Origin of the sequence: Streptomyces sp. (assembly GCF_019510245.1) — a bacterium.
GTDB lineage: Bacteria > Actinomycetota > Actinomycetes > Streptomycetales > Streptomycetaceae > Streptomyces.
In genome coordinates, this window is sequence record NZ_JAEKKT010000244.1 from 1 (window position 1) to 21910 (window position 21910).

At 70.2% G+C, this 21910-nt stretch carries 22 protein-coding genes and 5 pseudogenes; 12 read left to right on the top strand and 15 right to left on the bottom strand.

Annotated elements, in window-relative coordinates; translation table 11 throughout:
• Together JF597_RS47185 and JF597_RS47190 are read left to right on the top strand one after the other, a co-directional pair.
• Positions 1-120 (top strand): annotated as a pseudogene (locus tag JF597_RS47185) (IS5/IS1182 family transposase); the annotation flags it as partial.
• A 60-nt stretch (positions 121-180) separates the two neighbouring features.
• Positions 181-372, top strand: a pseudogene (locus tag JF597_RS47190) (transposase); the annotation flags it as partial.
• A gap of 265 nt (positions 373-637) precedes the next feature.
• Here the strand turns inward: JF597_RS47190 and JF597_RS47195 are convergent.
• The gene (locus tag JF597_RS47195; protein ID WP_294011531.1) at positions 638-1501 is read right to left on the bottom strand and encodes a hypothetical protein; all 864 of its coding nucleotides are present in this window, start codon (positions 1499-1501) and stop codon (positions 638-640) included.
• Positions 1502-1638: 137 nt separating this feature from the next.
• On the opposite strand from JF597_RS47195, the gene JF597_RS47200 reads away from it, so the two are divergent.
• Positions 1639-2238: a hypothetical protein gene (locus JF597_RS47200; RefSeq protein ID WP_294011533.1), complete on the top strand. Its 600-nt coding sequence runs from the start codon at positions 1639-1641 to the stop codon at positions 2236-2238.
• Positions 2239-2643: 405 nt separating this feature from the next.
• Positions 2644-2805, top strand: a complete 162-nt coding sequence (locus JF597_RS47205) for a hypothetical protein (RefSeq protein ID WP_294011535.1) — start codon at positions 2644-2646, stop codon at positions 2803-2805.
• Between the two features lie 70 nt (positions 2806-2875).
• On the opposite strand, the gene JF597_RS47210 is transcribed toward JF597_RS47205, so the two are convergent.
• The 4 genes from JF597_RS47210 to JF597_RS47225 are packed head-to-tail and all read right to left on the bottom strand — an operon-like array spanning position 2876 to position 6309.
• A complete protein-coding gene (locus JF597_RS47210) occupies positions 2876-3448 on the bottom strand; it encodes a YbhB/YbcL family Raf kinase inhibitor-like protein (RefSeq protein ID WP_294011538.1) in 573 nt (190 codons plus the stop codon).
• Entirely contained in the window at positions 3445-4011 is a 567-nt protein-coding gene (locus JF597_RS47215; RefSeq protein WP_294011540.1) for an isochorismatase family protein, read from the bottom strand. The genes JF597_RS47210 and JF597_RS47215 overlap by 4 nt, the downstream gene beginning before the upstream one ends.
• Before the next feature lie 24 nt (positions 4012-4035).
• On the bottom strand, positions 4036-5841 hold the full coding sequence (locus JF597_RS47220; protein ID WP_294011542.1) for an MFS transporter: 1806 nt from the start codon (positions 5839-5841) through the stop codon (positions 4036-4038).
• 27 nt (positions 5842-5868) lie between these two features.
• Positions 5869-6309: a MarR family transcriptional regulator gene (locus JF597_RS47225; protein WP_294011544.1), complete on the bottom strand. Its 441-nt coding sequence runs from the start codon at positions 6307-6309 to the stop codon at positions 5869-5871.
• 327 nt (positions 6310-6636) lie between these two features.
• Here JF597_RS47225 and JF597_RS47230 point away from each other — a divergent pair.
• A pseudogene (locus tag JF597_RS47230) lies at positions 6637-6876 on the top strand (recombinase family protein); the annotation flags it as partial.
• A gap of 413 nt (positions 6877-7289) precedes the next feature.
• Here JF597_RS47230 and JF597_RS47235 read toward each other — a convergent pair.
• The 3 genes and pseudogenes from JF597_RS47235 to JF597_RS47245 form a co-directional block, all read right to left on the bottom strand.
• Positions 7290-9245, bottom strand: a complete 1956-nt coding sequence (locus JF597_RS47235) for a protein kinase (protein WP_294011548.1) — start codon at positions 9243-9245, stop codon at positions 7290-7292.
• Between the two features lie 106 nt (positions 9246-9351).
• Entirely contained in the window at positions 9352-9468 is a 117-nt protein-coding gene (locus JF597_RS47240; RefSeq protein ID WP_294011550.1) for a hypothetical protein, read from the bottom strand.
• Between the two features lie 53 nt (positions 9469-9521).
• Positions 9522-9644: pseudogene (locus JF597_RS47245) on the bottom strand (IS5/IS1182 family transposase); the annotation flags it as partial.
• 101 nt (positions 9645-9745) lie between these two features.
• Between JF597_RS47245 and JF597_RS47250 the strand changes: the two are divergent.
• Positions 9746-10141 (top strand): annotated as a pseudogene (locus tag JF597_RS47250) (XdhC family protein); the annotation flags it as partial.
• 22 nt (positions 10142-10163) lie between these two features.
• On the opposite strand, the gene JF597_RS47255 reads toward JF597_RS47250, so the two are convergent.
• Entirely contained in the window at positions 10164-11033 is an 870-nt protein-coding gene (locus JF597_RS47255) for a helix-turn-helix domain-containing protein (RefSeq protein WP_294011552.1), read from the bottom strand.
• A gap of 203 nt (positions 11034-11236) precedes the next feature.
• Between JF597_RS47255 and JF597_RS47260 the strand changes: the two genes are divergently transcribed.
• The 5 genes from JF597_RS47260 to JF597_RS47280 all read left to right on the top strand — a co-directional run bounded on the left by JF597_RS47260 (position 11237) and on the right by JF597_RS47280 (position 15890).
• A complete protein-coding gene (locus JF597_RS47260) occupies positions 11237-12253 on the top strand; it encodes a zinc-dependent alcohol dehydrogenase family protein (RefSeq protein WP_294011554.1) in 1017 nt (338 codons plus the stop codon).
• 125 nt (positions 12254-12378) lie between these two features.
• Positions 12379-13044 (top strand): SDR family NAD(P)-dependent oxidoreductase, encoded by a 666-nt coding sequence (locus JF597_RS47265; protein WP_294011556.1) that lies wholly within the window; start codon positions 12379-12381, stop codon positions 13042-13044.
• Between the two features lie 17 nt (positions 13045-13061).
• Positions 13062-13589: a cyclophilin-like fold protein gene (locus tag JF597_RS47270; RefSeq protein WP_294011558.1), complete on the top strand. Its 528-nt coding sequence runs from the start codon at positions 13062-13064 to the stop codon at positions 13587-13589.
• Between the two features lie 32 nt (positions 13590-13621).
• Positions 13622-14878 (top strand): MFS transporter, encoded by a 1257-nt coding sequence (locus JF597_RS47275; protein ID WP_294011560.1) that lies wholly within the window; start codon positions 13622-13624, stop codon positions 14876-14878.
• 244 nt (positions 14879-15122) lie between these two features.
• Positions 15123-15890, top strand: a complete 768-nt coding sequence (locus tag JF597_RS47280) for a glucose 1-dehydrogenase (protein WP_294011562.1) — start codon at positions 15123-15125, stop codon at positions 15888-15890.
• Between the two features lie 367 nt (positions 15891-16257).
• Here JF597_RS47280 and JF597_RS47285 read toward each other — a convergent pair whose 3' ends face one another.
• The 5 genes from JF597_RS47285 to JF597_RS47305 form a co-directional block, all read right to left on the bottom strand.
• Entirely contained in the window at positions 16258-16497 is a 240-nt protein-coding gene (locus tag JF597_RS47285; protein ID WP_294011576.1) for a DUF2255 family protein, read from the bottom strand.
• Positions 16498-16635: 138 nt separating this feature from the next.
• Entirely contained in the window at positions 16636-18024 is a 1389-nt protein-coding gene (locus JF597_RS47290) for an MFS transporter (protein ID WP_294011564.1), read from the bottom strand.
• Between the two features lie 141 nt (positions 18025-18165).
• Positions 18166-19062, bottom strand: a complete 897-nt coding sequence (locus JF597_RS47295; RefSeq protein WP_294011566.1) for an aldo/keto reductase — start codon at positions 19060-19062, stop codon at positions 18166-18168.
• Positions 19063-19163: 101 nt separating this feature from the next.
• Positions 19164-19559, bottom strand: coding sequence for a cupin domain-containing protein (locus JF597_RS47300; RefSeq protein WP_294011568.1), 396 nt, complete (start codon positions 19557-19559; stop codon positions 19164-19166).
• An 82-nt stretch (positions 19560-19641) separates the two neighbouring features.
• Positions 19642-19989 carry a carboxymuconolactone decarboxylase family protein gene (locus JF597_RS47305; protein WP_294011570.1) on the bottom strand — a complete coding sequence of 116 codons (348 nt, stop codon included), beginning with the start codon at positions 19987-19989 and terminating at the stop codon, positions 19642-19644.
• A gap of 163 nt (positions 19990-20152) precedes the next feature.
• Between JF597_RS47305 and JF597_RS47310 the strand changes: the two genes are divergently transcribed.
• The gene (locus tag JF597_RS47310) at positions 20153-21046 is read left to right on the top strand and encodes a helix-turn-helix transcriptional regulator (RefSeq protein WP_294011571.1); all 894 of its coding nucleotides are present in this window, start codon (positions 20153-20155) and stop codon (positions 21044-21046) included.
• A gap of 584 nt (positions 21047-21630) precedes the next feature.
• On the opposite strand, the gene JF597_RS47315 is transcribed toward JF597_RS47310, so the two are convergent.
• A partial coding sequence (locus JF597_RS47315) for a thiamine pyrophosphate-dependent enzyme (protein WP_294011574.1) occupies positions 21631-21910 on the bottom strand: 280 nt, incomplete at its 5' end.

The window sequence follows — 21910 nt, forward strand, 5'->3', positions numbered from 1 at the left end:
GAACGTGCAATCAACCGCTTGAAACAGTCCCGGGCCGTCGCCACCCGCTACGACAAGCGCGGCTACGTCTACCTCGGCACTACGACAGCGGCAGCCCTCACCATCTGGCTACGAACTTGATCGGCCGGACAAGTCCTAGTAGTGTTTCGTTACGTTGAGTGACCTCAGCTCGTTGCCGGTGTGTTCGGGTCGTTTCCGCGGCGGGATCAGCGGTGGTGGGGCGAGTGTTACCTGCGGGGTCTGATGCTGGACGGCCGGCGCACGTCGGTCCAGCCGATGGCCGAGCGGCTGTCCGAAGGTGTCAGGTCCGAGGTGTGGGTGATCGACGACGTGTCGTTCCCCAAGTGCGGCAAGGTGTCGGTCGGGGTGGCCCGTGTGGGTGGTCTCGTCTGACCAGGTCCGTTCCCTGTCAAGTTCTGCGTGTTGAGCTGCTGCTGGACTGCACCGCTGGCCCATGGCTTTGGCAGCGGTTCGTGGCCCACTTGGCAATGTGGGCTGGACCCAGCGGTGTTGACGCAAGGTGATGTGAGGAAGTGCTGGCCCCACCGTCCTTGTTGCGGTCGGAGCATCGATGTGATCTCCGGCGGGAGGAGGCGGCCCAGCTCGTACTCGATGCATGCCGTCCTGGTGCTGTGCGTCAGGGGTGGTTGACGTAGGTGACGAGTCCGCCGACGGTCAGGCCCAATGCGCATCCGCGGCGGAAGGATGCGTGGCGCATGCGCGGGGTGTGCTGGGCGTCGGTCATCGCGTACGGTGCGCGGATCCCCAGTTCCACGCCGCACAGGCACACGACGTATCCGTGACGCAGGGCGGCGGCCTGCCACTCGGGGTCGTGCGGGACCCAGGTGCGGGAGTAGATCTCACCGTCGGGCGTCCGCAGTTCCAGCCGGGAGCAGGTGTATCCGAGGCGCTGCTCCAGTTTTGGCTGTTCATCGGGTATCTCGTGCAGCTCCCATCCGGGGATCGAGCGCAGGTTGGCGTAGCCGGGCGTCCTGCGTCTCATGCCGAAGTAGACCTCGTCGAGGTCGCGTCGCAGTGCCTCGCGCATGAGCAGCTCGTCGAATACGGTGGGCCACTTGTTGTCGGGGCGGCCCCCGCCATCGTCGGATCCCGGCGGGTCGGCCAGGCGCAGGTCGGGGAACTCGGGCGGTAGGCGGCGCATGCCGAGCAGGATGGCGCCTTCGATCCGCGGTTCCTCGGGTATCCCGTCGAGCGAGGCTCCCTTCGGCACGACGTACCCGAAGTCGCCCACGCCCAGGGCGTGCCTGAACTCGAAGAGGGCAGCGGGCATGTGGCGTGTCTGTGCGGGATCGAGGGTGACGGTGCCTTCCGCGGTCTCCAGGCCCATCAGCACGCGTTCGAGCCGCAGCGCGGGGTCGTCGCAGAACAGGATCTCCCCGAGGTCGTCGACCTGTTCGAACTGATGCCGGCTCATCTCCAGCAGCCCTCCGGTTGGTTGCCGTACCGCGTCCGCGAAGCAGACGACTCGATGTTGAACCATCCTATTGAAGGATCGTTGAACAATCCATATATTGGAGCGCGTGCACCACCAGGTCGGCGGTTTCATCTCGAGCAGGGGTGAGGGTGAGCGCGGAGGAAGCAGGCACAGGGCGGACAGGTGTGGGCCGGCGGGTGCTGGTGGGCGCCGTAAGCACCGGCGCAGCGTTGGCGCTGTGGGCGATCGTGCGTCTGATCGTGCGCACGGCCTCCGTCACGCACGCCCAGTGGATCGACCTGCTGTGCGCGCTGGCGATCCTCCTCGGCTGCGTGTTCCTGTGCACCTGCTGGTACTTGGACCTCCGGTGGATGCTGTGTGCGGTGTGCCTCTTCGGGGTGCTGATCCTGCAGAACCTGGAGCTGGATCAGGCACTGCACCAGCACGGGCGTACCGAACACGTCAGGGTCCGACAGATTCAGTGGTCCGCCGGCGACGGCATGGATCCCGGCGTCCACCGCTACACGGTCACCGTCCTCGACGGCCCACCGCTGGCTCCGTTCGAGGAGAACGGGCTCATGGGCTGGAAGTGGGTGGTGGGCGGCACTTACACGGTGACCGTCGATTCGCAGGGCGATGCGCCGCTCAGCCGGGGGGACAAGCCCGGGCCTCCGGTGATCCAGCAGTTCCTGCAGGTCCCACTCGGCCTCGGCCTGGCCTTCGCCCTGTGGCGGCCCGCCGGCCTGCTCCTGCGGCGACAAGGTGTCCCGTCAGCCGGCCCCGCCCAGCCACAGGGGCTGTGATCGAGCGGCGCCCTGGCGCCGACGATCACGCCCGCGCCGGTCCCGGGAGTGTGGACGGTCGGCGACGGCCGCCATCGGACCGAACCAAAAGATCAGCAACTGGCGGCTTTTGAGCTTCCCTCGGCGATCCCCGAGTGGGCCCTTGAACGCAATCACGGGGCCGCTCCTTCGGGGCCAGGCCGAACCGCTGGTCATCAAATGGTGCAGGATCACCAGCATGTAGAGGGCGAAACTGTGGCTTGTGTCCGCAGAGACCGTGTGCGGTCGGAACCGTGCGGCGATTGAGCAAGCGTGTTTTGGTGGTGCCACGTTCGCGACGATGAGGGCGGCGTGTGGTGCATTCCAGCCTTGCCGGCGTGATGCGGTTCACTTCACTGATCGGCGGGCGAGTGGGCGGGGGCGCCGTTGTGGGAGCCCCCCGGGGCGCTCGGCCTGGTCCTCAACTCCACCGTGCTCCGGACAACCCGCTGCCTCGACGCCGACGTCGACCACCTGCGGGCGCTGCCGCCCGAGGAACGGGAGCATGACGTCCTGGACGAGGACGACGAGGGCAGCCGCGGGGCATGATCCGAGATCACCTGCATGCCCGGATCTCCAGCTCCGGGCACGCTGCATGGGTGCGGGCCCGGGGCAGGGGTCAGCGTTCGAATGTGCCGGTCACTCGGCCGCGGGCGAGGACGGGTGCGGTGATGGCGGGCAGGAGGGCGCGGGGCCGCGCCCGGTTCGGTTGCGCTGTGTCGGGGGTGCTTTCCACGCGGGTGGCGAGGGCGAACAGCTGGAAGACGTAGTGGTGCGGCCCGTGGCCTTTGATGGGTCCGGGGCCGTGGTATCCGCGACCGATGCTGGAGCGCAACAACTGCACTCCGGCGGCCGGCTGCCGTGCGTCGAGGGCACCGGGCTCCAGGTCTCGGGCTGCCGGGTCGATCAGGGCGACGCAGTGCACAGCGGGCTTGGCCATGGGGACGTCGATGTCCTCCATGACCAGGAGGAGTTGGGCGGTGCCGGCCGGCGGCGGGGTCCAGGCCAGATGGGGGGAGAGGTTGTCGCCACCGATGTTCTTGAGACAGTGCTCCAGCGGAAGGGAGTCTCCGTCGTCGAATTGCCGACTGGTGAGGGTCAGCGACTCGGCACTGTGCAGATTGGGCAGATTCCACGCCATGTGGGTCTCGCCTGCTCTGCGGTTGTTCAGGATGCGGCCCAGCAGAGTCATCGCGTTGCCTCGATCATGTCGATGATTTCCGTGACGGTGGCGGTCTCGCCGAGTTTCGGGAAGACGCGTTCGGTGCTGTGGCGGTGGGCATCGGCATCAGGGTCGCTCATGGCGTCGGTGGCCAGGACGACGTGGTAGCCGTAGTCGGAGGCCGAGCGCGCGGTCGACTCCACGCCTGAGCTGGTCGCGATTCCGGCGAGCACGATCTGGGTGACGCCCAAGTCCCGCAGGAGGGTGTCGAGCCCGGTGTCGTGGAATGCGCTGCGCCGCCGTTTGGTGATCAGGTGGTCGGTCGGCTGGACGTCGAGTTCGTCGATGAGGTCGGCCCAGCCGGATGGCAGCGCGGCGCTGCTCCCGGACCGTCGGGCTTCGGTGCGTCCCGGCGCGCGTCCGGTGACGTTGACCAGGATCACGGCCAGGCCGTGCCGACGGAACTCGGTCGTCAGGTGCGTCGCCTGCTTGACGGCGGCAGCCGCCTGGCTGTCGGTGTGGGCCGCGACTATGCCCTTTTGCAGGTCGATCACGACGAGCGCGGGCGTGGGATCGATTGTTGTCAGTGCCATGGGTGTTTCTCCTGTGGATGTCGGCTAGTTGCCGGGACCAGGGCGCACATGGCCTTTCTCCCCATGCGCCGCTTCTGTCCCGTCGTCGGTCGCAGCGGCAAGGGCGTCGCCGGTGGCGGCCGTTCGTGGTGCCAGGGGCTCGGCGGTGGGACTGGTGCCGCGCAGCAGGGAGGCGAGCGCGGCGAGGAAGGCGAGGGCGGCGCCGAAGGCGAACACGATGACCAGGCCGGAGTGGAAAGGCCCGGAGAGCAGGTGCGGGAAGAATTCACGTCCGGTCAGGACCTGTTGCCGGGCCGCCGTCACGTGGGTCAGGGCGCCGCTGGGCTGGAGCAGGTGCTGGATCGGGTTGACGCCCAGTTGGGCGGCGAACAGGGACGAGACCGGAGGCAGGCCGCCGACCTGGGTGGCGACGTGGGCCGGTATGCCCTGCTCCCGCAGGCCGGCGGTGAGGGTGTGCGGGAGGCTGCTGCTCAGCCCCGCGATCATGAGGGAGAAGAAGACGCCGATGGAGACGGCGGTACCGGAGTTCTGGAAGGTGGAGCGCATGCCGGAGGCGACACCGCGCAGCTCTGCTGGAACGCTGCCCATGATCGAGGAGGAGTTGGGGGAGGCGAACATGCCGCTCGCTATCCCGTTGAGCGCGATCAGCACGGCGAAGATCCAGTAGCTGAAGTCGATCGGCAACAGCATCAGCCCCAGGAAGCTCGCGCCGAACAGCAGCGCGCCGCCGGTGGCCAGGCCCCGGGAGCCGAGCCGGTCGGACAGGTAGCCGGACACCGGACCTGCGGCGAGGAAACCGGCGGTCAGCGGCAGGATGAAGATGCCGGCCCACAGGGGCGTGTCGCCGTAGTCGTAGCCGTGGAGCGGAAGCCATATGCCCTGCAACCAGATGACCAGAACGAACTGCATCCCGCCTCGGCCGATCGAGATGCCCAGGCCTGCCAGGTTGCCGAAAGTGAAGGCCCGCCGGCGGAAGAGACCCAATTGGATCATTGGTGCGGAGACGCGCTTCTCGATGACGACGAACGCTGCCAGCAGGGTCAGTCCGCCGAAGATCAGGATGTCGACCAGCGGGTTGGTCCAGCCCATGGTGTGCTCGCCGTAGGGCTGCAGGCCGAAGGTGACCGCGATGAGGACCGCGCTGAGTCCCACCGCGAAGGTGATGTTGCCCCACCAGTCGATCCGGCCGCCACCGCTCTTCCCCGTCTCTCGCAGGGTGCGGTAGGCCCACAGCGTGAAGAACAGGCCGACAGGCACATTCACCCAGAACACCGCCCGCCAGTCCCAGGCCGACAGCAGACCCCCCGCGACCAGGCCGAGGAACATCCCGGCCAGCCCGGCGACCTGGTTGATGCCCAGGGCGAAGCCTCGCTGCTCCTTGGGAAAGGCATCGGTCAGGATCGCGGCCGAGTTCGCAGCCAGCATCGACCCGCCGACGGCCTGCACCACCCGCCAGCCGATCAGCCACATCGCCGCGTGGCCGCCGTCGAAGGGGTCGAGAGACAGCAGGACCGAGGCGAAGGTGAAGACCGCGAACCCGGAGTTGTAGATCCGGACCCGACCGTACATGTCTCCCAGGCGTCCCACCGTGACCACCAGGACGGCCTGGACCAACCGGTAACCCATGATCATCCACAGCAGGTAGGCGATGTTGCCCGGAGCCAGCGGGTCCAGGTGCACGCCGCGGAAGATCGCCGGCAGGGCAATCAGCACGATCGAGCCGTCCAGCGCGGACATGAAGACCGCGGCGGTCGTGTTCGCCAGCGCCGTCCACTTGTACCGGTCACCGCCCGGGCGGCGCGGGGCGTGCGTCTTGGGAGGAGCCGTCATCGGTGTGCTTCCCTGGTTCCGTCGGGGTCAGATGTGCTGGGCCAGCCGCTCAAGGAGTGGCGCGGCCGATGCGAGGTGTTCCAGCTCAGCAGGGGTGAACGCGCCGCTGGTCAGGGACCGGGCGATGAGTTCCATCCGCGCGTTGCGCTTGTCCCGCAGCGCCTGCCGCCCGGCGTCGGTCACGGACAGCACCATGCGCCTGCCGTCGTTCGGATCCGGGCGGCGGTCGACCAGGCCACGGGCCCGCAGCGCGCTGAGCGTCGCCCCCATGGCCTGCGCTGTGATCTGCACCTGGCGGGCCAGCGCCGACGAGGTAGTGGGGCCTGAGCGATCCAGGTGCGACAGCGCGGTCCGCTCGGGCATGGTGAGTCCGCCGTCGACGGGTACTTGGCGCACCCGTCGTATCAGCGCGCTGAGACCGGCCAGCAGGACCGAGGCGACTTCGTCGGGGTCCAGGTCATCGTTCATATACTAAGGCTACCTTATCAACTAGCCTTAGTATCTAGCTCCCCGCTTCGCCGTCCCGGGAGAAGCGGGGCGGCCAGTGCGGGCTTGCCCGTCGCCGAACGTGAGCCGCGCCGACCCCGACGTCGAGCGGCTCGCACAAACGGTCCTTTCCCCGAGCAAGATCGACACCGGCGACCCGGCGGCCGTGAACCGCTGGTTCGGTTCGCAGAACTCGTCCTCACTCAAAGGTGGGTTCGGGGTACTTCTGAAGATTGTTCGTGACGGCCTCGGGGGCGTGACAGCCCCTCAAGAAACCTCCCCGAGCAACGCGGACGACGTCGAGCGCCACCGCTGCCCGGGATGTACGACCCCAGCGGGCCGGGCTGTCTGCTGTTCGCGTTCTTCGCGGCGATGGCGGAGACCGAGCGGGAGGACATCCGGGAGTCGACGCTCGAAGGGCTCGATGCGGCGGCCCGCAGGGGCAAGCACGGCGGACGGCCACCTGTCATCACCGACGACGTGCTGCACACCGTGCTGCGGCGCCGGGCGAACGGCGAGTCGGTCGAGGAGATCCAGCCCGATCTGGTGCGATCCGGTCGGCCTCGGCGCGCGTGCACGTGGCAAAGGAGCCGTCGCAGGTGCCGAAGACCTCGTCGCCGCACTTGAAGCGGGTCACCTTTGCGCCCAGCGCCGCTGCAGCCCGTAGCGGAGTCCTGGGCTTGCGGAGTCCGAAGCCGAGGCGGGCCAGACAGGGCAAGCCGGTCATGAGGTGCCAGACACTCGGGTCGACGCCCGCCGCGTGCACCCGCAGGAGCACTTCGTCGTCGCGGGGCTCAGGCACTCGATCTCCCGTGACTCCAGGACGTCGGCGGTGCCGCGGCTGTCTTGGGTGATGGCTGTCGGCGATCCCCCATCACGTTCCACGCCGGCGGGCGTGCCTGCGCCATGACGCGGTTGTGGGGCAGCGGAGACTCCGTGCCCACCTTTCGGCGGCGGGGCCGTCAGGACCAGTGCCACACCTGGTTGGTGCTGCCCGCGCATCCCCAGCCCTGTACCGGCTGACCGTCCTGTCCGGAGGTGGAGGCGTCGGCGTCGAGACAGAAGCCGTCCGGAACGCTGACCATTGTCCCGCCGCTGCCCAGCCGCCATCGCTGGGAGCTGAGCCCGTCGCAGGTCCTGACCTGGATCTTCTGACCGTTCTGGGCGGTCGTGCCGGCGTCGGCGTCCAGACAGAGATGGCTGCCCCGATTGACGACGAGGTACTGGGAGTCCTGGCCGGCCACGCGATACAACGCCCACTCCTGAGCGGCCGTGGCATTGCACCCCCACACCTGGGCGTTCGACTCGCGGCTGTCGAGGCATCGGGCGACCGAGGTGGCGTTGACGCTCTCCGTCACCGTGACCGAGCCGGCCTGTACGGCCCCGCGGTCCAGGCCGTACAGGAGTTTCTTCGTCTGTGCGTCGGCCTTCCCGTCGGCGGTGAGGCCGGCCTCGGTCTGGAAGGCTTCGACCGCGGCGACGGTCGCTGCGTCGAACTCCCCGTCGGCCGGGACATAGAGGCCGTGGTCGGCCAGGAGAAGCTGAAGGGTCCTGACGCAGGCGCCGGTGGCCCCCGACGCGAGCTCGGCGGGGCATGCGGTGGTGCGGAGGTCCGCTGTCCCGGAGCCCTGCCCGGTGGAGTCCTTCGTGGCTGCCTTGCTTGGCGACTCCCTCACCGTCTGGTCCGTCTTCGACGGGCTGGACGTCGGTGTCTCTTTCTGTGAACTGCTGCGGGTGGTGGCCGGGTTGTCCGTCGCGATCGCCGACACGCCGGGTCCGGGGTCGGCTGTCGCGCTGGAGTGGCCCGGCGACAACAGTGCCGCGGTGACAGCCGCGGCGGCCACGACACCCGCCGCGGCAGCCGCGCCCACGATGAGCTTCCTGCGCTTCCCCGGAGCGGGCATGGCGGCCGCGACGGGGCCGGTGGGCAGGTCCACGGGCGGCGCGGAGGCGGCGGGTCGGCTGTCGCGAAGGGGCGCCCTCTGCGGCGCGGGCCGTGGTGGCCGCTCGGTCGGCGCGGGCAGCTGGTGCCCGATGGCGGTCCGGAACACCGTCTCCGGTGACGGGCGCGATGCGGGTTCCTTGTCCAGGCAGGTGCGGATGAACGCGGCCAGTTCCGTGTCGACGGCCGCGACCTTGTCGAGGACCTGTTCCTTCGGCGGTTCGAAGGCGACCCGGTGCAGGACGTCGACACCCGTGCCCTCGCCGAACGGTGCCTGCCCGGTGACGGCGTAGGCGAGGGCGGAGGCCAGCGCGAAGATGTCGGAGGCAGCGGTCACCTCCTTGCCCCTTACCTGCTCCGGGGACATGAAGGCGGGCGTTCCCACGTTCTGGCCGGTGACGGTGATCGAGGTGCCGTCGGTGGCCTGGACGACACCGAAGTCGATGACGCGGGCGCCGTCGGACGCCAGGATCACATTGGACGGCTTGAGGTCGCGGTGGACGATCCCCACGCGCCAGATGGCCTCGACCGCACGTCCCAGGTCGGCCAGCAGCCGCCAGGCGGCCGGCGCGTCGAGCGGCCCCCGCGCGTCGACGAGTTCCGCGAGTGTCGGCCCGGGTACGTACTCGGTGGCCACCCACACCAGGTCCTCGTCGCAGCCGCTGCCCAGCAGCCGCACGATGTGCGCCCCCTGGACGCGGTCGAGCGCGCCGACCTCCCGCTCGAAACGCTTCCGGAACTGGGGGTCCTCCGCGTATTCGGGCCGGATCACCTTGACGGCGGCCAGGCCCGACCCGCCGGTGCTGTCCCGGCCCAGATAGACCCGGCCCATCCCCCCGCTGCCGAGCACCGACATCAGGACGTACGGGCCGACCCGAACGGGGTCGTTCTTCCTGAGGGGTACCGGCGGCGGAGGTTCCATTCCGGCCGCCGCGTAGGCGAGCGCGTCGGACCGGCTGGGTTGGGGGACAGACATGGGAAATCCCGGACTCTCGCGTGACATGTGCGACGTGTGGCGACTGATGTCGGTCAGCGCGAGAGTATCGCAACAGCCTTGTGAAAAAGGCGAGTTGATGTTCTATTCAACCTCGTGCCGACTCACTCGGCAACGCCTTGGCGATGACCACCTGCTGGATGTGGCCGGTGCCCTCGTAGACGTGGAACAGCCGGGCGTCACGGTAGCAGCGCTCCACAACCACCCCGCGCAGATAGCCGATTCGCCGCCGTGGATCTGCACCGCGCGGTCCGCCATCCGGTCCGGCAGGGCGGGCGAGAGCCACCGCAGCCGGCCGTCCGGATCGGTGACGACCTGTACGTTCACTCCGTGCCGGCGGTGCTGGTGCGAGTAGTCGGCCCGTCCGTCGCCGATCCGGTCGTCCTCACGGGTGACGACGAGCATGGTCACCCACTCAACGAGCCCACTGACCCCGCCGCGGGACCTTTTGCTGATCACGATCGGGGACGACCCGGAACGCCGGCACACAGGTGGACGCCCGGACGGCTGTCTGCGTCCTCACCCACGACGCCAGGTTCGACATCCCGCTGTTGCGCCACGCTCCGACCCTGCCCGTGAGCTATGTGGGAGCGATGGGCTCCCGGCGCACCCACGAGGAGCGGCTGCGCCTGCTGACCGAGGCAGGCGTGCCGCAGGAGCGACTGAGCCGGCCGCGCTCCCCGATCGGCCTCGACCTCGGTGCCCGTACCCCCGAGGAGACGGCGGTCTCCATCACCGCGGAGATCATCGCCGCCGGAAACCACGCCACCGGTCGCCCCTTGCCCGGGCTGTCCGGTCCGATCCACCGTGACCGGGCGCCCGCGCTGCGGACCGTCGTCCGAGCAGACGCGGCCACGGACGGCGGCGCCTGGCTGTAGGCGCTGTTCGGCCGCCCGACGCTCAGGCGAGGGCGGAGGAGGGGGCCAGGTTCTGGTCGGCGGCCCAGGAGGCGAGGATCCGCAGCCGTTCGTGGGTGGGGGAGCCGGGCTCGGCCGTCCAGACAGTCAGGTGCTGGTCGGGATCCGCGTTGGCGGTGTAGGTGTCCCAGTCGAGGACCAGTTCGCCCACGACCGGATGGTTGAGGGTCTTCGTGCCGACGGTCCGGGCGGCCACCCGGTGATCTCCCCACCACCGGGCGAACTGCTGGTCCCGCGTGGAGAGTTCACCGACCAGCGCGCTCAGCCGGGAGTCCTCGGGATAGTTGGCGGCCTCCATCCGCAATTGCGCCACGGCGGTGCGCGCGGCGTTCTCCCAGTCCGCGTACAAGGTGCGCATGGCCGGCTCGGTGAAGATGATCCGCGGATAGTTGCGGTGATTCTCCGCAATGGAGGCGAAATCGGTGACCATCGCGGAGGCCAGCGCGTTCCAGGCGAGGACGTCCCCGCGCCGGCCCTGCACGATGGCCGGTGTGGCGGTGAGGTCGTCCAGGACGCGTTGCAGCTGCGGCTGGACCGTCTGCCGGCCTCGGCGCCGCGTGCGGGTGGTGGGTTTGCCTGCGAGGCGGAAGAGGTAGCCCCGCTCGTCGTTGTCCAGGTGCAGCACCCGGGCGAGGGTCTCGAGCACGGGCGCGGACGCCTGCATGCGGCCCTGCTCCAGCCGGGTGTAATAGTCGGTGCTGATCGAGGCCAGCTGGGCGACTTCCTCCCGGCGCAGCCCGGCGACCCGGCGGGGACCGCCCGTCTCCGGCAACCCGACCGTGCGCGGGCTCAGTTCGGACCGGCGCTTCTTGAGAAATTCGCCCAGCTCGTTGAGGGGTGCGTTGCTGGTCATGCTGCCCAGGATGACACCGGCAGCACCTCGGCAAGGGGGGAGAGTTTCCTCCCAGGATGCGGCTCTCCCCGGATGGATTTCTCCGCTTTTCGCACCCACCCACGCGTGTGACTCTCGATGCCAGGCACCCGGACGAAGCACGTCACCCGTCTGCCGTCCGAGGTCGGCCGACAGTCACTCCCGGCAGCGAAGGAAGGATCATCATGCGCGGAGCAGTCATCCACGCCCCCGGCGACATCCGCTTCGAAGAGCTGGACGACCCGAAGATCGTCCACCACACCGACGCGATCATCCGCACCGTCGTCACCTGCGTGTGCGGCTCGGACCTGTGGCCCTACCGAGGTGCGGAGCCCGTCGACGAGCCGCATCCGATGGGCCACGAGTACGTCGGCATCGTCGAGGAGGTCGGAGCCGACGTCACCCACGTCAAGCCGGGCCAGTTCGTCATCGGATCCTTCGCCACCTCCGACAACACCTGTGCGAACTGCCGGGCGGGCTACCAGTCCAGCTGCGTGCACCGCGAGTTCATGTCGACCTGCCAGGCCGACTACGTCCGCATCCCCAACGCCCAGGGCACCCTCGTCGCCACTGACGAGCACCCGGCCGAGGAGTTCCTGCCCAGTCTGCTCACCCTGTCCGACGTCATGGGCACCGGCTGGTACGCGGCCCAGGCCGCCGAGGTCAAGCCCGGCTCCACCGCCGTGGTCGTCGGCGACGGCGCGGTCGGCCTGTGCGGCGTCATCGCCGCCAAGGAGATGGGTGCCGAGCGGATCATCGCCATGAGCCGCCACGAGTCCCGGCAGAGGCTGGCCCGGGAGTTCGGTGCCACCGACATCGTCGCTGAACGCGGTGAGGAAGGCGTCGCCCGCATCAAGGACCTGACCGGCGGCGTCGGCGCCGAAAGCGTGCTGGAGTGCGTCGGTACCCCCGAGGCCATGCGGCAGGCGCTGCACTCCACCCGCCCGGGCGGCAACGTCGGCTTCGTCGGCGTCCCGCACGGCGTGGAGATCGACGGCCAGGAGCTGTTCTTCTCCCACGTCGGCCTGCGTGGCGGGCCCGCCCCCGTGCGCGGCCTCCTGCCCGACCTCATCCAGCGGGTCCTGGACGGCCGCATCAACCCGGGGAAGGTCTTCGACCTCACCCTGCCCCTGGACCAGGTCGCCGAGGGCTACAGGGCCATGGACGAACGCCGCGCCATCAAGGCCCTGCTCAAGCCGTGACCACGCACGTCCTGCCCTGAACGCGCCGGCTTGGACGGTGAACCCGTCCGGGCCCGCGACAGCAGGACCGGCCCCGCTTCCTCCGGGCCCGCAAGACAGGACCGCCCCCCTTTCGAGGACTCACCGTGACCACCTTCGCCCTCATCGGCGCCGGCCCCGGCCTCGGTCTGGCCGCAGCCCGCCGCTTCGGCACCGCCGGCCACACCGTCGTCCTGATCGCGCGCAGCACCGAACACCTGGACGGCCTCGCGGCCGAGCTGGCCCGCGACGGCATCAAGGCACGCGGTTTCGCCGCCGACGTCCTCGATCCCGCCTCCCTCACCGCGGACCTGTACGCGGCCGCGGACACGCTGGGGCCCATCGAGATCCTCCAGTACAGCCCGGTGCCCCGCGGCGACTTCATGAAGCCGGTCCTCGACACCGCCGCCACCGACCTCGACGACCCGGTGGCCTTCTCCGTCAAGGACCCGGTCACGGCGGTGAACGCGGCCCTTCCCGGCATGCGGAACCCGGGCCGGGGCACGGTGCTGTTCGTCAACGGCGGCAGCGCCGTACGGCCGCATCCCGAGCGCGCGGGCACCTCGATCGCGTTCGCCGCCGGGAGCGCCTACGCGGCGATGCTCCACGACGCCCTCGCCGGAGAGAACATCCACGTCGCGCAGCTGATCGTCCCCGGTGCGATCAGGCCCGACTCCGAGCACTCCGGCCCCGCGGCCCTGGCCGAGCGTCTGTACGCCCTCCACGCCGAGCGCGGCGCCTTCCGGCACTACTCCGAGCCCATGCCGACGTAACGACACCGGAGACTCGTATGAAGTCCGCCATCCGCCGCCGACTGGTCCGCGTCGTTCCGGCGGCCACTGTGCTGCTGACCGTGAGCGCCTGCTCCAGCGGCTCCCCTCAGGCCACGCCGTCCCCCGCCTCTTCTTCCCCGGGGCGGCATGAGGCGGCACCCTCCGCCGCGCCGTCCCTCTCCGACAGGAGCACTGCCATGGACATCCGGGTCACCCTCGACGGCCGCCGCGTAGATGCCACCTTGAACGACAGCCCCGCCGCCCGCGACTTCGCCAGGCTGCTCCCGCTCACCCTGGACCTGGAGGACTTCCACGGCACGGAGCGGGTCGCCGACCTGCCGCGCAAGCTGGACACCTCCGGTGCTCCCGCACCGGCCGCGGCCAAGGTCGGCGACATCGCCTACTACGCGCCGTGGGGCAACCTGGCCCTCTTTCACCGCAACGGGCCGGCCGCCTCCGCCGACCTGCTCATCCTCGGCCACCTCGACGTCAGCGCCGATCAGCTCGGCGGCGCCGACCGCATCACCATCGAAGCCGACTCCTGATCTTGACACCTGAGAGGAAGAGAAGTACCTGCATGCCTTCCGCAGCCGACACCCCCACGGGCAAGCTGCCCTTCGTCGTCTGGGTGCTCGCCGCCGGCACGTTCCTGATGGGCACCACCGAGTTCGTCGTCGCCGGGCTCCTTCCGCAGATCGCCGGTGACCTCGGCGTCGGCGTCTCCCATGCCGGTCTGCTGATCACCGCCTTCGCCGTCGGCATGATCGTCGGCGGGCCGACCATGGCGCTGGCCACACTGCGTCTGCCCCGGCGCCTGACCCTCGTCCTGGCCCTGGCGGTCTTCGTTCTCGGGCACGTCGTCGCGGCCGTGAGCTCCTCCTTCGCAGTCGTCCTGGCCGCTCGGTTCGTGACCGCGCTGGCCACCGGCGCGTTCTGGGCCGTCGGGTTCGTCATCGCCACCGCCACCGCGGGGCCCGCGCGGGCCACCCGGGCCGTCGGCGTCATGATGGGCGGCCTGACCCTGGCCAACGTCGTCGGCGTGCCGATCGGCTCCTTCGTCGGCCACTACACCGGCTGGCGCGGCCCCTACTGGGCACTGGCCGTCCTCGCCACCCTGGCCGCCGTGTTCGTCGGCCGGTTCATTCCCCGGACGGAACAGCGGGCCGAGGTATCGGTGCGTGCCGAGGTCCGTGCCCTGCGGCAGGGGCGGCTGTGGCTGGCCCTGGCCGCCGCCGTCCTGATCATGGGCGGCGTCCTGGCGACCTACAGCTACATCACCCCGCTGCTGACCGACCGCGCCGGCATCCCGGCAGGCGCGGTCCCACTCGTCCTCGTAGTCTTCGGCCTCGGCGCCCTGGGCGGCACCGCCATCGGCGGCCGGCTCGGCGACCACCGCCCGATGCTCACCACCATCACCGCCGCGGCGATCACCGCCCTGGCGCTGGTCCTGCTGATCCCGCTGTCGTCCGGCCCCGTCACCGCCGTCGCCCTGGTCTTCCTCATGGCCCTGGCCGGGTTCACCGTCAACCCTGTCGTCACGTCGCTCGCCGTCCGCTTCGCAGGCGACGCCCCCACCCTGACCTCGGCGCTGACCACCTCCGCCTACAACACCGGCATCGCCGTCGGCTCAGCCCTGGCAGGCCAGGCCCTGGACACCTCCCTCGGCGTGACGGGCCCGCCCCTGGTCGGCACCGTCTCCGCCGCCCTCACCCTTGTGCCGCTCATCGCCCTGGCCCTCAGCGGCACCCGCAACCCGGCACGGATCGTGACCCAGGGCACCGCCCCGGCCTCCGCAGACGCAGGCACCACCGCACCGGTGCCGTGCCGGCGCTGACCCCCACCTCCCTCGCCGGGTTCGTCCCCGCTCTGGCCGCCCTGGTGCCGTTGGGCCCGCTTGCTGCTTCGTTGACGCGGAGGACTCATCGCTGACGAGCCCATCGGCCGCCTCGGCAAACCCGAGGGGATCACGACCGCCGTGCTCCGGCTGCTGCTACGACGCCGTCTTCACCACCAGGTGGGCGCTCGTCGTTCAGCGGCCAGACCGCTCGACCTGCAATTCACCCTGCAAGGAGTACCCGATGAACCCCACCTACGACTTCACCGGCCAGGTCGCCCTCGTCACCGGAGCCGCCTCCGGAATGGGCCTGGCCGCGGCCCGCGCCTTCGCCACCTCAGGTGCCGCGGTCGCCCTCACCGACCTCGACGCGGACGCGCTGAAGACAGCGACAGACGAACTCGCCGCAGCCGGGCACCGGGTTCTCGGCCCGCCCTGCGACGTCACCGACGAGGACCAGGTCGCCGCCGCGGTCGACCACACCGTGGAGACCTTCGGCCGCCTGGACATGGCCTACAACAACGCCGGCATCCAGATCCCGCCGAGCGATGCCGCCGACGAGCCCGCCGAACGGTTCGACCGCGTCAATGCCATCAACCTGCGCGGTGTGTGGGCCTGCATGAAGCACGAGTTGCGGCACATGCGCGCGCAGGGCAGCGGCGCCGTCGTGAACTGCTCTTCGCTCGGGGGGCTGGTCGGCCTGCCCGGGCGTGCCTCCTACCATGCCTCCAAGCACGGGGTCATCGGCCTGACCACCAGCGCCGCCCTCGAGTACGCCCCGCGCGGCATCCGGATCAACGCCGTCTGCCCCGGCACCATCGACACCCCCATGGTCAGCGACATGATCGCCAAGGGAGAACTCGACCGCGCCGAGGCCGAAGCCAACCAGCCCATCAACCGCCTCGGCACCGCCGAGGAGATCGCCCAGGCCGTCCTGTGGCTGTGCAGCCCCGGCGCCGGCTTCGTCGTCGGCGTCGCGCTGCCGGTGGACGGCGGCTACGTCGCCCGTTAGCAAGCGGGCCGGCCAGCCCGCACGGCGCGGCCTGGCCAGACCCCGCGAGACGGTGAGTGGGGCAACCGGTTCGGGGCCTACGCGGGCGAGGGCTTTCACACCGTGCGACGGGGCCGCTGCCGGTTTGTCCTGCCCGGCGGGTCCGCGAGCCGCTGATCGCGGAAGACGTCGCCTTCGCGCCGCACGGCGCCATGCACGGAGTGAGCCGCGACCAGGCTCGGGTGCCGCCGTTCTGCCACCCCGCCTGTTCCGGACGTCCGGGAGGAGGCCCGGAGAACCGCCGTCGCGCCGGCAGATCTGCGAATCGCCGCGGTTCTCCACCACGTCCACCGCTCCACCGCGCACCGATGGGAGGTGCACTTCTCGCTCACGGTGTCGGTACGCCGAGACGGCGTTGCCCGAGATCCGGCCGGGCAACCAGCGCCTTCTTCATCTCGGCAGGAGCTGGAGAGTGGTGGCCCGGGCCGGCGACCATGGGGGTGACGTAGGTGCCGCCGTAGCGGCCGTACTTGGTGCGGTAGGCCGCGTCGAGCCGGTCGTTGACGCGGGGGTCGCTCTCCTCGGACAGAGCGACGTCCTTCCCGACACCACCGGCAGACGGGCCCAGGCGGGCGCGGGCTGCCGTCGCCGCGCAGCGGTGCGATCCGCAGTTCGTCCGCGGCGGCGATCCTGTCCAGTTCGTCGCTGGTCCACGTGGTCATGGGCGGTCTCCCTTCCGGTGGATGCCGGTGAGGGGCTGCGGGATTCACGGACGTGACGCCGGCGTCAGGGCCGGGCTGATGACCGCGGCCGCGAGGGCTACGGCCGCGGCGATGAGCAGGCTGATGCGCATGCCGGTGTGGAAGCCGGCTGGTTGAGCCAGGAGAGCGCCGAAGACGGCGACAGCCAGGGCGCCGCCGATCTGCCGGCTGGTGTTGAACACGCCGCTGGCGACCCCCACACGATGGGCCGGTACGGCGTTGAGCAGCACGGCGGTGACCGGGGGCATCACCAGCGGTCCGGCCAGTCCGATGAGGACCATCAGCGCGGCGACCGCCCACACCGGCGTGGAGACGGGGGTGAGGGCGAGGATCACCAGCCCGGCGCTCATCAGGGCGAGACCCACGGTGACGAGAGAGCACGCACCGATCCGCTCCGCGAGGCGTGTGCTGAACGGGGTGAGCACGGCACCGATCAGCATCATGGGCAGGAAGGCCGCACCGGTGGCGAGGGCGGACAGGCCCCGCATCTGCTGCAGGTACAGGCTGATCACGAACGGCAGCCCGTAGTAGCCGACGATGAACGCGAAACCGACCGCGACGCTGATGGTCACCGTGCGCGAGCGGAACAGGTCCAGCGGCATCATCGGATGACTGCCGCGCGCCTGGGCCGCCAGGAACGCGGCGAGCGCCACGACGGCCACCGCGAAGGCGGTCATGACCCGAGGGGCGCCGAAGCCGTCGGTACCGGCCTGGATCGCCGCGTAGGTCAGGCCGCCCATCGCCGCGACCGCGGTGACCTGGCCGGTCCAGTCGAAGGGGACGCGCCGGTGCGGCGAGCGGGCTGCGTGGGCGAGCAGCACCAGCGCCACCGCCCCGACGGGCAGGTTGACGAAGAAGATCCAACGCCACGACAGCCCGGTCAGCAGCCCGCCGAGGACCGGGCCGGAGGAGGACGCCACCGCACCGCCCATCGCCCAGATCGCCACCGCGCGCGCCCGCCGCTGCGCATCCGGGTAGGCCTGGCCGATCAGAGCCATGGAGGCCGGCATCATCACTGCGGCCGCCGAGCCCTGGACGAAACGGCCGGCGGCCAGCACCCCCAGGCTCGGGGCCAAGCCGCAAGCGGCCGAGGCGACCGCGAACACAGCCACCCCGATGGCGAGCGCACGACGCGCACCGATGCGGTCGGACAGCGAGCCGGCTGACAGCAGCAACGCGGCGAACATCAGGGTGTACCCGTCCACCACCCACTGCAGGCTGGTGATGCCGCCGCCGAGGTCGCCCCCGATCGAAGGCAGCGCGACGTTGACGACCACGGCGTCGAAAGTGATCACGAAGAAGGCGAGCACGGCGGCGGCGAGCGTTGCGCCGGCCTGGGCGCGCGACCGAGCGGCACCGGCGGTGATCGGCGACACGCTTGGACTGGTGATCATGGTGTGGAGTTTCCAGGCGGGGTGCTCGGGCCATGGAAGGTGCCGCAGGAGCGGGCCTCGGCGGCGCCGTCCAGGAGGCTGCTGGTCAGGGGGAAGCGGGTTCTTTCCGGGTGCCGGCCCGTATACGGCCACGGGCGGCTGTCAGTTCTCGACGGTGAGGGGGAACATCTCGGTGTCGACCTGTTCGGGGTCGGGGCCGCCGCGCACGCCGGTGTCGAGGGCGTCGATCGCTGCCATCTCGGATGCGGAGAGGGAGAAGTCGAAGACGTCGAAGTTCTCCCTGATCCGGTTGGGGTGAACCGACTTGGGGATGGGGGACAGGCCGTTCTGCAGGTGCCAACGCAGCACGATCTGCGCGGCAGTCCTGCCGTGCGTTTCGGCGAGGTCGCGGATGACCGGGTCCTGAAGCACGTTCCTGGCTTTCTCCGCGTCGGTGGTGGCGTACACGTTCACGCCGCCGATCGGGGACCAGGACTGGGTGATGGTGCCGTGCCGGGCGCCGGCTTCACGGACGGCGCGCTGGGTGAAGTACGGGTGCAGCTCGACCTGGTTGACGGCCGGCACCACCTCGGTACGCTCCACGAGGGTGGCCAGGTGCTGCGGGCTGTGGTTGCACACACCGATGGCGCGCGCCCGCCCCTCGGCCAGCAGCTTCTGCGCCGCCTGGTAGGAGGCGACGGCGGCATCGAGGTCCGAGGGCACCGGCCAGTGCAGCAGGTACAGATCGATGTAGTCCAGGCCGAGACGGCGCAGGCTGGCATCGAAGGCGCGCAGGGCCGGCTCGTATCCGTAGTCGCTGATCCACAGCTTGGTGGTGACGAACACTTCTTCGCGGTTCACGCCCGAGCGGCGGATGCCCTCGCCGACCTGCTGCTCGTTGAAGTAGGCGGCGGCGGTGTCGATGAGCCGGTATCCGGTGCGCAGGGCGGTGTGCACCGCCTCGGCGGTCTCCTCGGGCGAACTCTGGTACACGCCCAGGCCCAGGGCCGGCATCTCGACGCCGTTGTTCAGGGTGAGCGTGGGGTTGTGCTGGGTCATGATGCGGGCTTTCTCCTTCAGCGTTCTGTCTGTTCCGGCGGCCACAGGGCCGTGGTGGCGGGCCGGCTCCCGACCAGACCGGGGTGTCGCGCGGCCGTGGGTCAGGGACGGATGCGCGGGCCGGAGTATTCGGTGTCGGTGACGTGCTCCAGCCAGTCCACGTCGTCGCCCTCCCACAGCGCGACGTGGGCCATGAACCGGTCGGGGGCGGCGCCGTGCCAGTGCTCCTCGCCGGCCGGGGTCCAGACGACCTCCCCGGGGTGCGCCTCGATGATCTGCCCGCCACGGGACTGGATCAGCGCGACGCCCTCGACGATGTACAGGGCCTGCCCCAGGCCGTGGCTGTGCCAGGCGGTGCGGGCGCCGGGCGCGAAGCGGACCATGTTCGCCCTGGCCCGGGACTCTCGTTCGCCCCGGTAGATCACGTCCGCCCAGGCGTCGCCGGTGAACCACTGCTCGGGCAGCTTCATGGTCGAGGGCTGCTTCACGATCTCCATCTGCATCTCCCATGTCGGTGTACATGCCGCGCAGGTCACGGGCGCGGCCCGCCCGGTGGGCGAAAGGGGTGGGGTACGTGTGTCAGGCGGCCGGGCCGGCTTCTTCGACGATGGTCTTCAGCTGGGAGGCGGCGCTCATCGCAGTGGGCCAGCCGGCGTAGAACGCCAGGTGGGTCACTGCCTCGGCCAGCTCCTCCTGGCTGAGCCCGTTCTCCAGAGCCCGGCGTAGATGGAAACCGAGCTGGTCGGTGCGGTACAGCGCCGCCAGGGCCGTGACGGTCACCAGGCTGCGGTCGCGCGGGGACAGCTCCGGCCGCTCCCACACGTCCCCGAACAGGACCTCGTCGGTCAGTTCCGCCAGCTTCGGTGCGACGTCACCGAGCAGTGCCCGGGCGCCCGACGGCTGCCTGCTCTGCGTGTCCTGAGTCATCGTTCCTGCCTTCGTGTCGCGCTACGAGCTGAGGACCGCGCACGCCTGCGGTCCCTCGGTACCCACCAGGAAACCGCTCATCGACACGGTGAGGGAGTGCACGCTGTTCGGTGTACTGACAGGGCACCCCACGCCGCCCCCGCCCGGCCTAGCCTTGGGAGACATGGACAACCGCAGCGAGGTCCGCGAGTTCCTGATCTCGCGGCGAGCCAAGATCACTCCGCAGCAGGCCGGGCTGCCCGCCCACGGCGGCCGCCGGCGCGTCGCCGGACTGCGCCGCGAGGAGGTCGCCCTACTTGCCGGCGTCAGCGTCGAGTACTACGCCCGCCTGGAACGCGGCAACCTCTCCGGCGTCTCAGAGAGCGTCCTGGAAGCCCTCGCCCGCGCCCTGCAGCTCGACGAGGCCGAACGCGCCCACCTGTTCGACCTGGCCCGCACCGCGAACACCGGCCCCCGCACCCGCCGCCCCGCCCGCCAACAGATCCGGCCCGGCATCCAGCACCTGCTGGACTCCATGACCGACGCGGCCGCCTACGTACGCAACGGCCGACTGGACATCGTCGCCTCCAACCGGCTCGGCCGGGCCCTGTACGCACCCGTCTTCGACGACCCCACCCGGCCGGTCAACCTGGCCCGCTTCCGCTTCCTCAACCCCCGCGCCCGCGACTTCTACCCCGACTGGGAAGAATCCGCCCACACCACGGTGGCCCTGCTGCGCACCGAGGCAGGCCGTGACCCCTACGACCGGGCCTTGACCGAACTCGTCGGTGAACTCGCCACTCGCAGCGAGGAGTTCCGCGCCCTGTGGGCCGCGCACAACGTCCGCCTCCACCACACCGGCACCAAAAACTTCCACCACCCCGTCGTCGGCGACCTCACCCTCCCCTTCGAAGCGATGCCCCTGCCCGCAGACCCCGGCCTGACCCTCACCGCCTTCAGCGCCGAACCCGGAACCCCCGGACACGACGCCCTCAACCTCCTCTCCAGCTGGACCGCGACAACCGACCGGGACGCACCGACCGAACCGCGCGACCGGGCACGCAGCTCTGACGGTTGACCTCCGGCCCGTGTGTCGCAAGTGCTGACGACACACGGGACCTTCGGCCCGCGCCTGTCCACTGTCCCTCTGGTTCACGACGCGCAGGTTCAGGAAGTGAGCCAGCTGCACAGCGGAGGCGCTTGGCCTCCGTGCATGGGGGGAGTCCCTCGACTGAGCAGTGTGCCTTGAAGGCAGGGCGGTGTGAGAGCGCGGATGGAGACCACGAGACCCCGCCAGGAGTCAGGTGGAGCCCGCCACGGAAACTGCCAGCGGTCACCACTGGGCCATCACACGTGCGCGGCTGGTCGCCCCGCAGAGCGTCTGCCGACAGGACCGTGGGCGGGTCTTTCAAGCGGGCGGCGATCGCGGACAGCATCGCCACTTTGCGGCCTTCTTCCTCGGGGAACGGGGGAGCCGTTGAACATCAGCTCGACTGCCACCACCTGTCGGTCGATCGGAGTGCCCGGAGTGTCGGGATTCAGGAAGCGCTGACGCCTCGGCCGGTGGGTGACAGACCTCTGCAGGGGTGTACAAGGGGGCAACCGAAATCGGCCCCCTCAGAAGGATGAAGACCGCGAACTCCGGGTTCTGGGCCCGTCAGTTCAGAACGGGCCGTGGAGAGCGCCCAGTCTGTCGGTGAGGCGAAGGTTCTCGGAGTAGTCCACGGGGCAGGCGATCACGCAGACGCCGCCGTCGTCGAGGGCGCGGCGCAGTGTGGGCAGCAACTGGTCGGCGGCCTCGACCCGGTAGCCGCGTGCGCCGAAGCTCTCGGCGTAGGCGACCAGGTCCGGGTTGGTGAACCGGGTGTGGCTGTGGCGGCCGAGTTCGAGTTCCATCTTCCAGGTGATCAGGCCGTACTCCTCGTCCACGAGGACGAGGACG

Coding starts and splice junctions, on each gene's coding strand:
- JF597_RS47195 (WP_294011531.1), bottom strand. CDS start 1,501: ATGGTTCAACATCGAGTCGTCTGCTTCGCGGACGCGGTACGGCAACCA.
- JF597_RS47210 (WP_294011538.1), bottom strand. CDS start 3,448: ATGACTCTGCTGGGCCGCATCCTGAACAACCGCAGAGCAGGCGAGACC.
- JF597_RS47215 (WP_294011540.1), bottom strand. CDS start 4,011: ATGGCACTGACAACAATCGATCCCACGCCCGCGCTCGTCGTGATCGAC.
- JF597_RS47220 (WP_294011542.1), bottom strand. CDS start 5,841: ATGACGGCTCCTCCCAAGACGCACGCCCCGCGCCGCCCGGGCGGTGAC.
- JF597_RS47225 (WP_294011544.1), bottom strand. CDS start 6,309: ATGAACGATGACCTGGACCCCGACGAAGTCGCCTCGGTCCTGCTGGCC.
- JF597_RS47235 (WP_294011548.1), bottom strand. CDS start 9,245: ATGTCTGTCCCCCAACCCAGCCGGTCCGACGCGCTCGCCTACGCGGCG.
- JF597_RS47255 (WP_294011552.1), bottom strand. CDS start 11,033: ATGACCAGCAACGCACCCCTCAACGAGCTGGGCGAATTTCTCAAGAAG.
- JF597_RS47260 (WP_294011554.1), top strand. CDS start 11,237: ATGCGCGGAGCAGTCATCCACGCCCCCGGCGACATCCGCTTCGAAGAG.
- JF597_RS47270 (WP_294011558.1), top strand. CDS start 13,062: ATGAAGTCCGCCATCCGCCGCCGACTGGTCCGCGTCGTTCCGGCGGCC.
- JF597_RS47275 (WP_294011560.1), top strand. CDS start 13,622: ATGCCTTCCGCAGCCGACACCCCCACGGGCAAGCTGCCCTTCGTCGTC.
- JF597_RS47280 (WP_294011562.1), top strand. CDS start 15,123: ATGAACCCCACCTACGACTTCACCGGCCAGGTCGCCCTCGTCACCGGA.
- JF597_RS47290 (WP_294011564.1), bottom strand. CDS start 18,024: ATGATCACCAGTCCAAGCGTGTCGCCGATCACCGCCGGTGCCGCTCGG.
- JF597_RS47295 (WP_294011566.1), bottom strand. CDS start 19,062: ATGACCCAGCACAACCCCACGCTCACCCTGAACAACGGCGTCGAGATG.
- JF597_RS47300 (WP_294011568.1), bottom strand. CDS start 19,559: ATGGAGATCGTGAAGCAGCCCTCGACCATGAAGCTGCCCGAGCAGTGG.
- JF597_RS47305 (WP_294011570.1), bottom strand. CDS start 19,989: ATGACTCAGGACACGCAGAGCAGGCAGCCGTCGGGCGCCCGGGCACTG.
- JF597_RS47310 (WP_294011571.1), top strand. CDS start 20,153: ATGGACAACCGCAGCGAGGTCCGCGAGTTCCTGATCTCGCGGCGAGCC.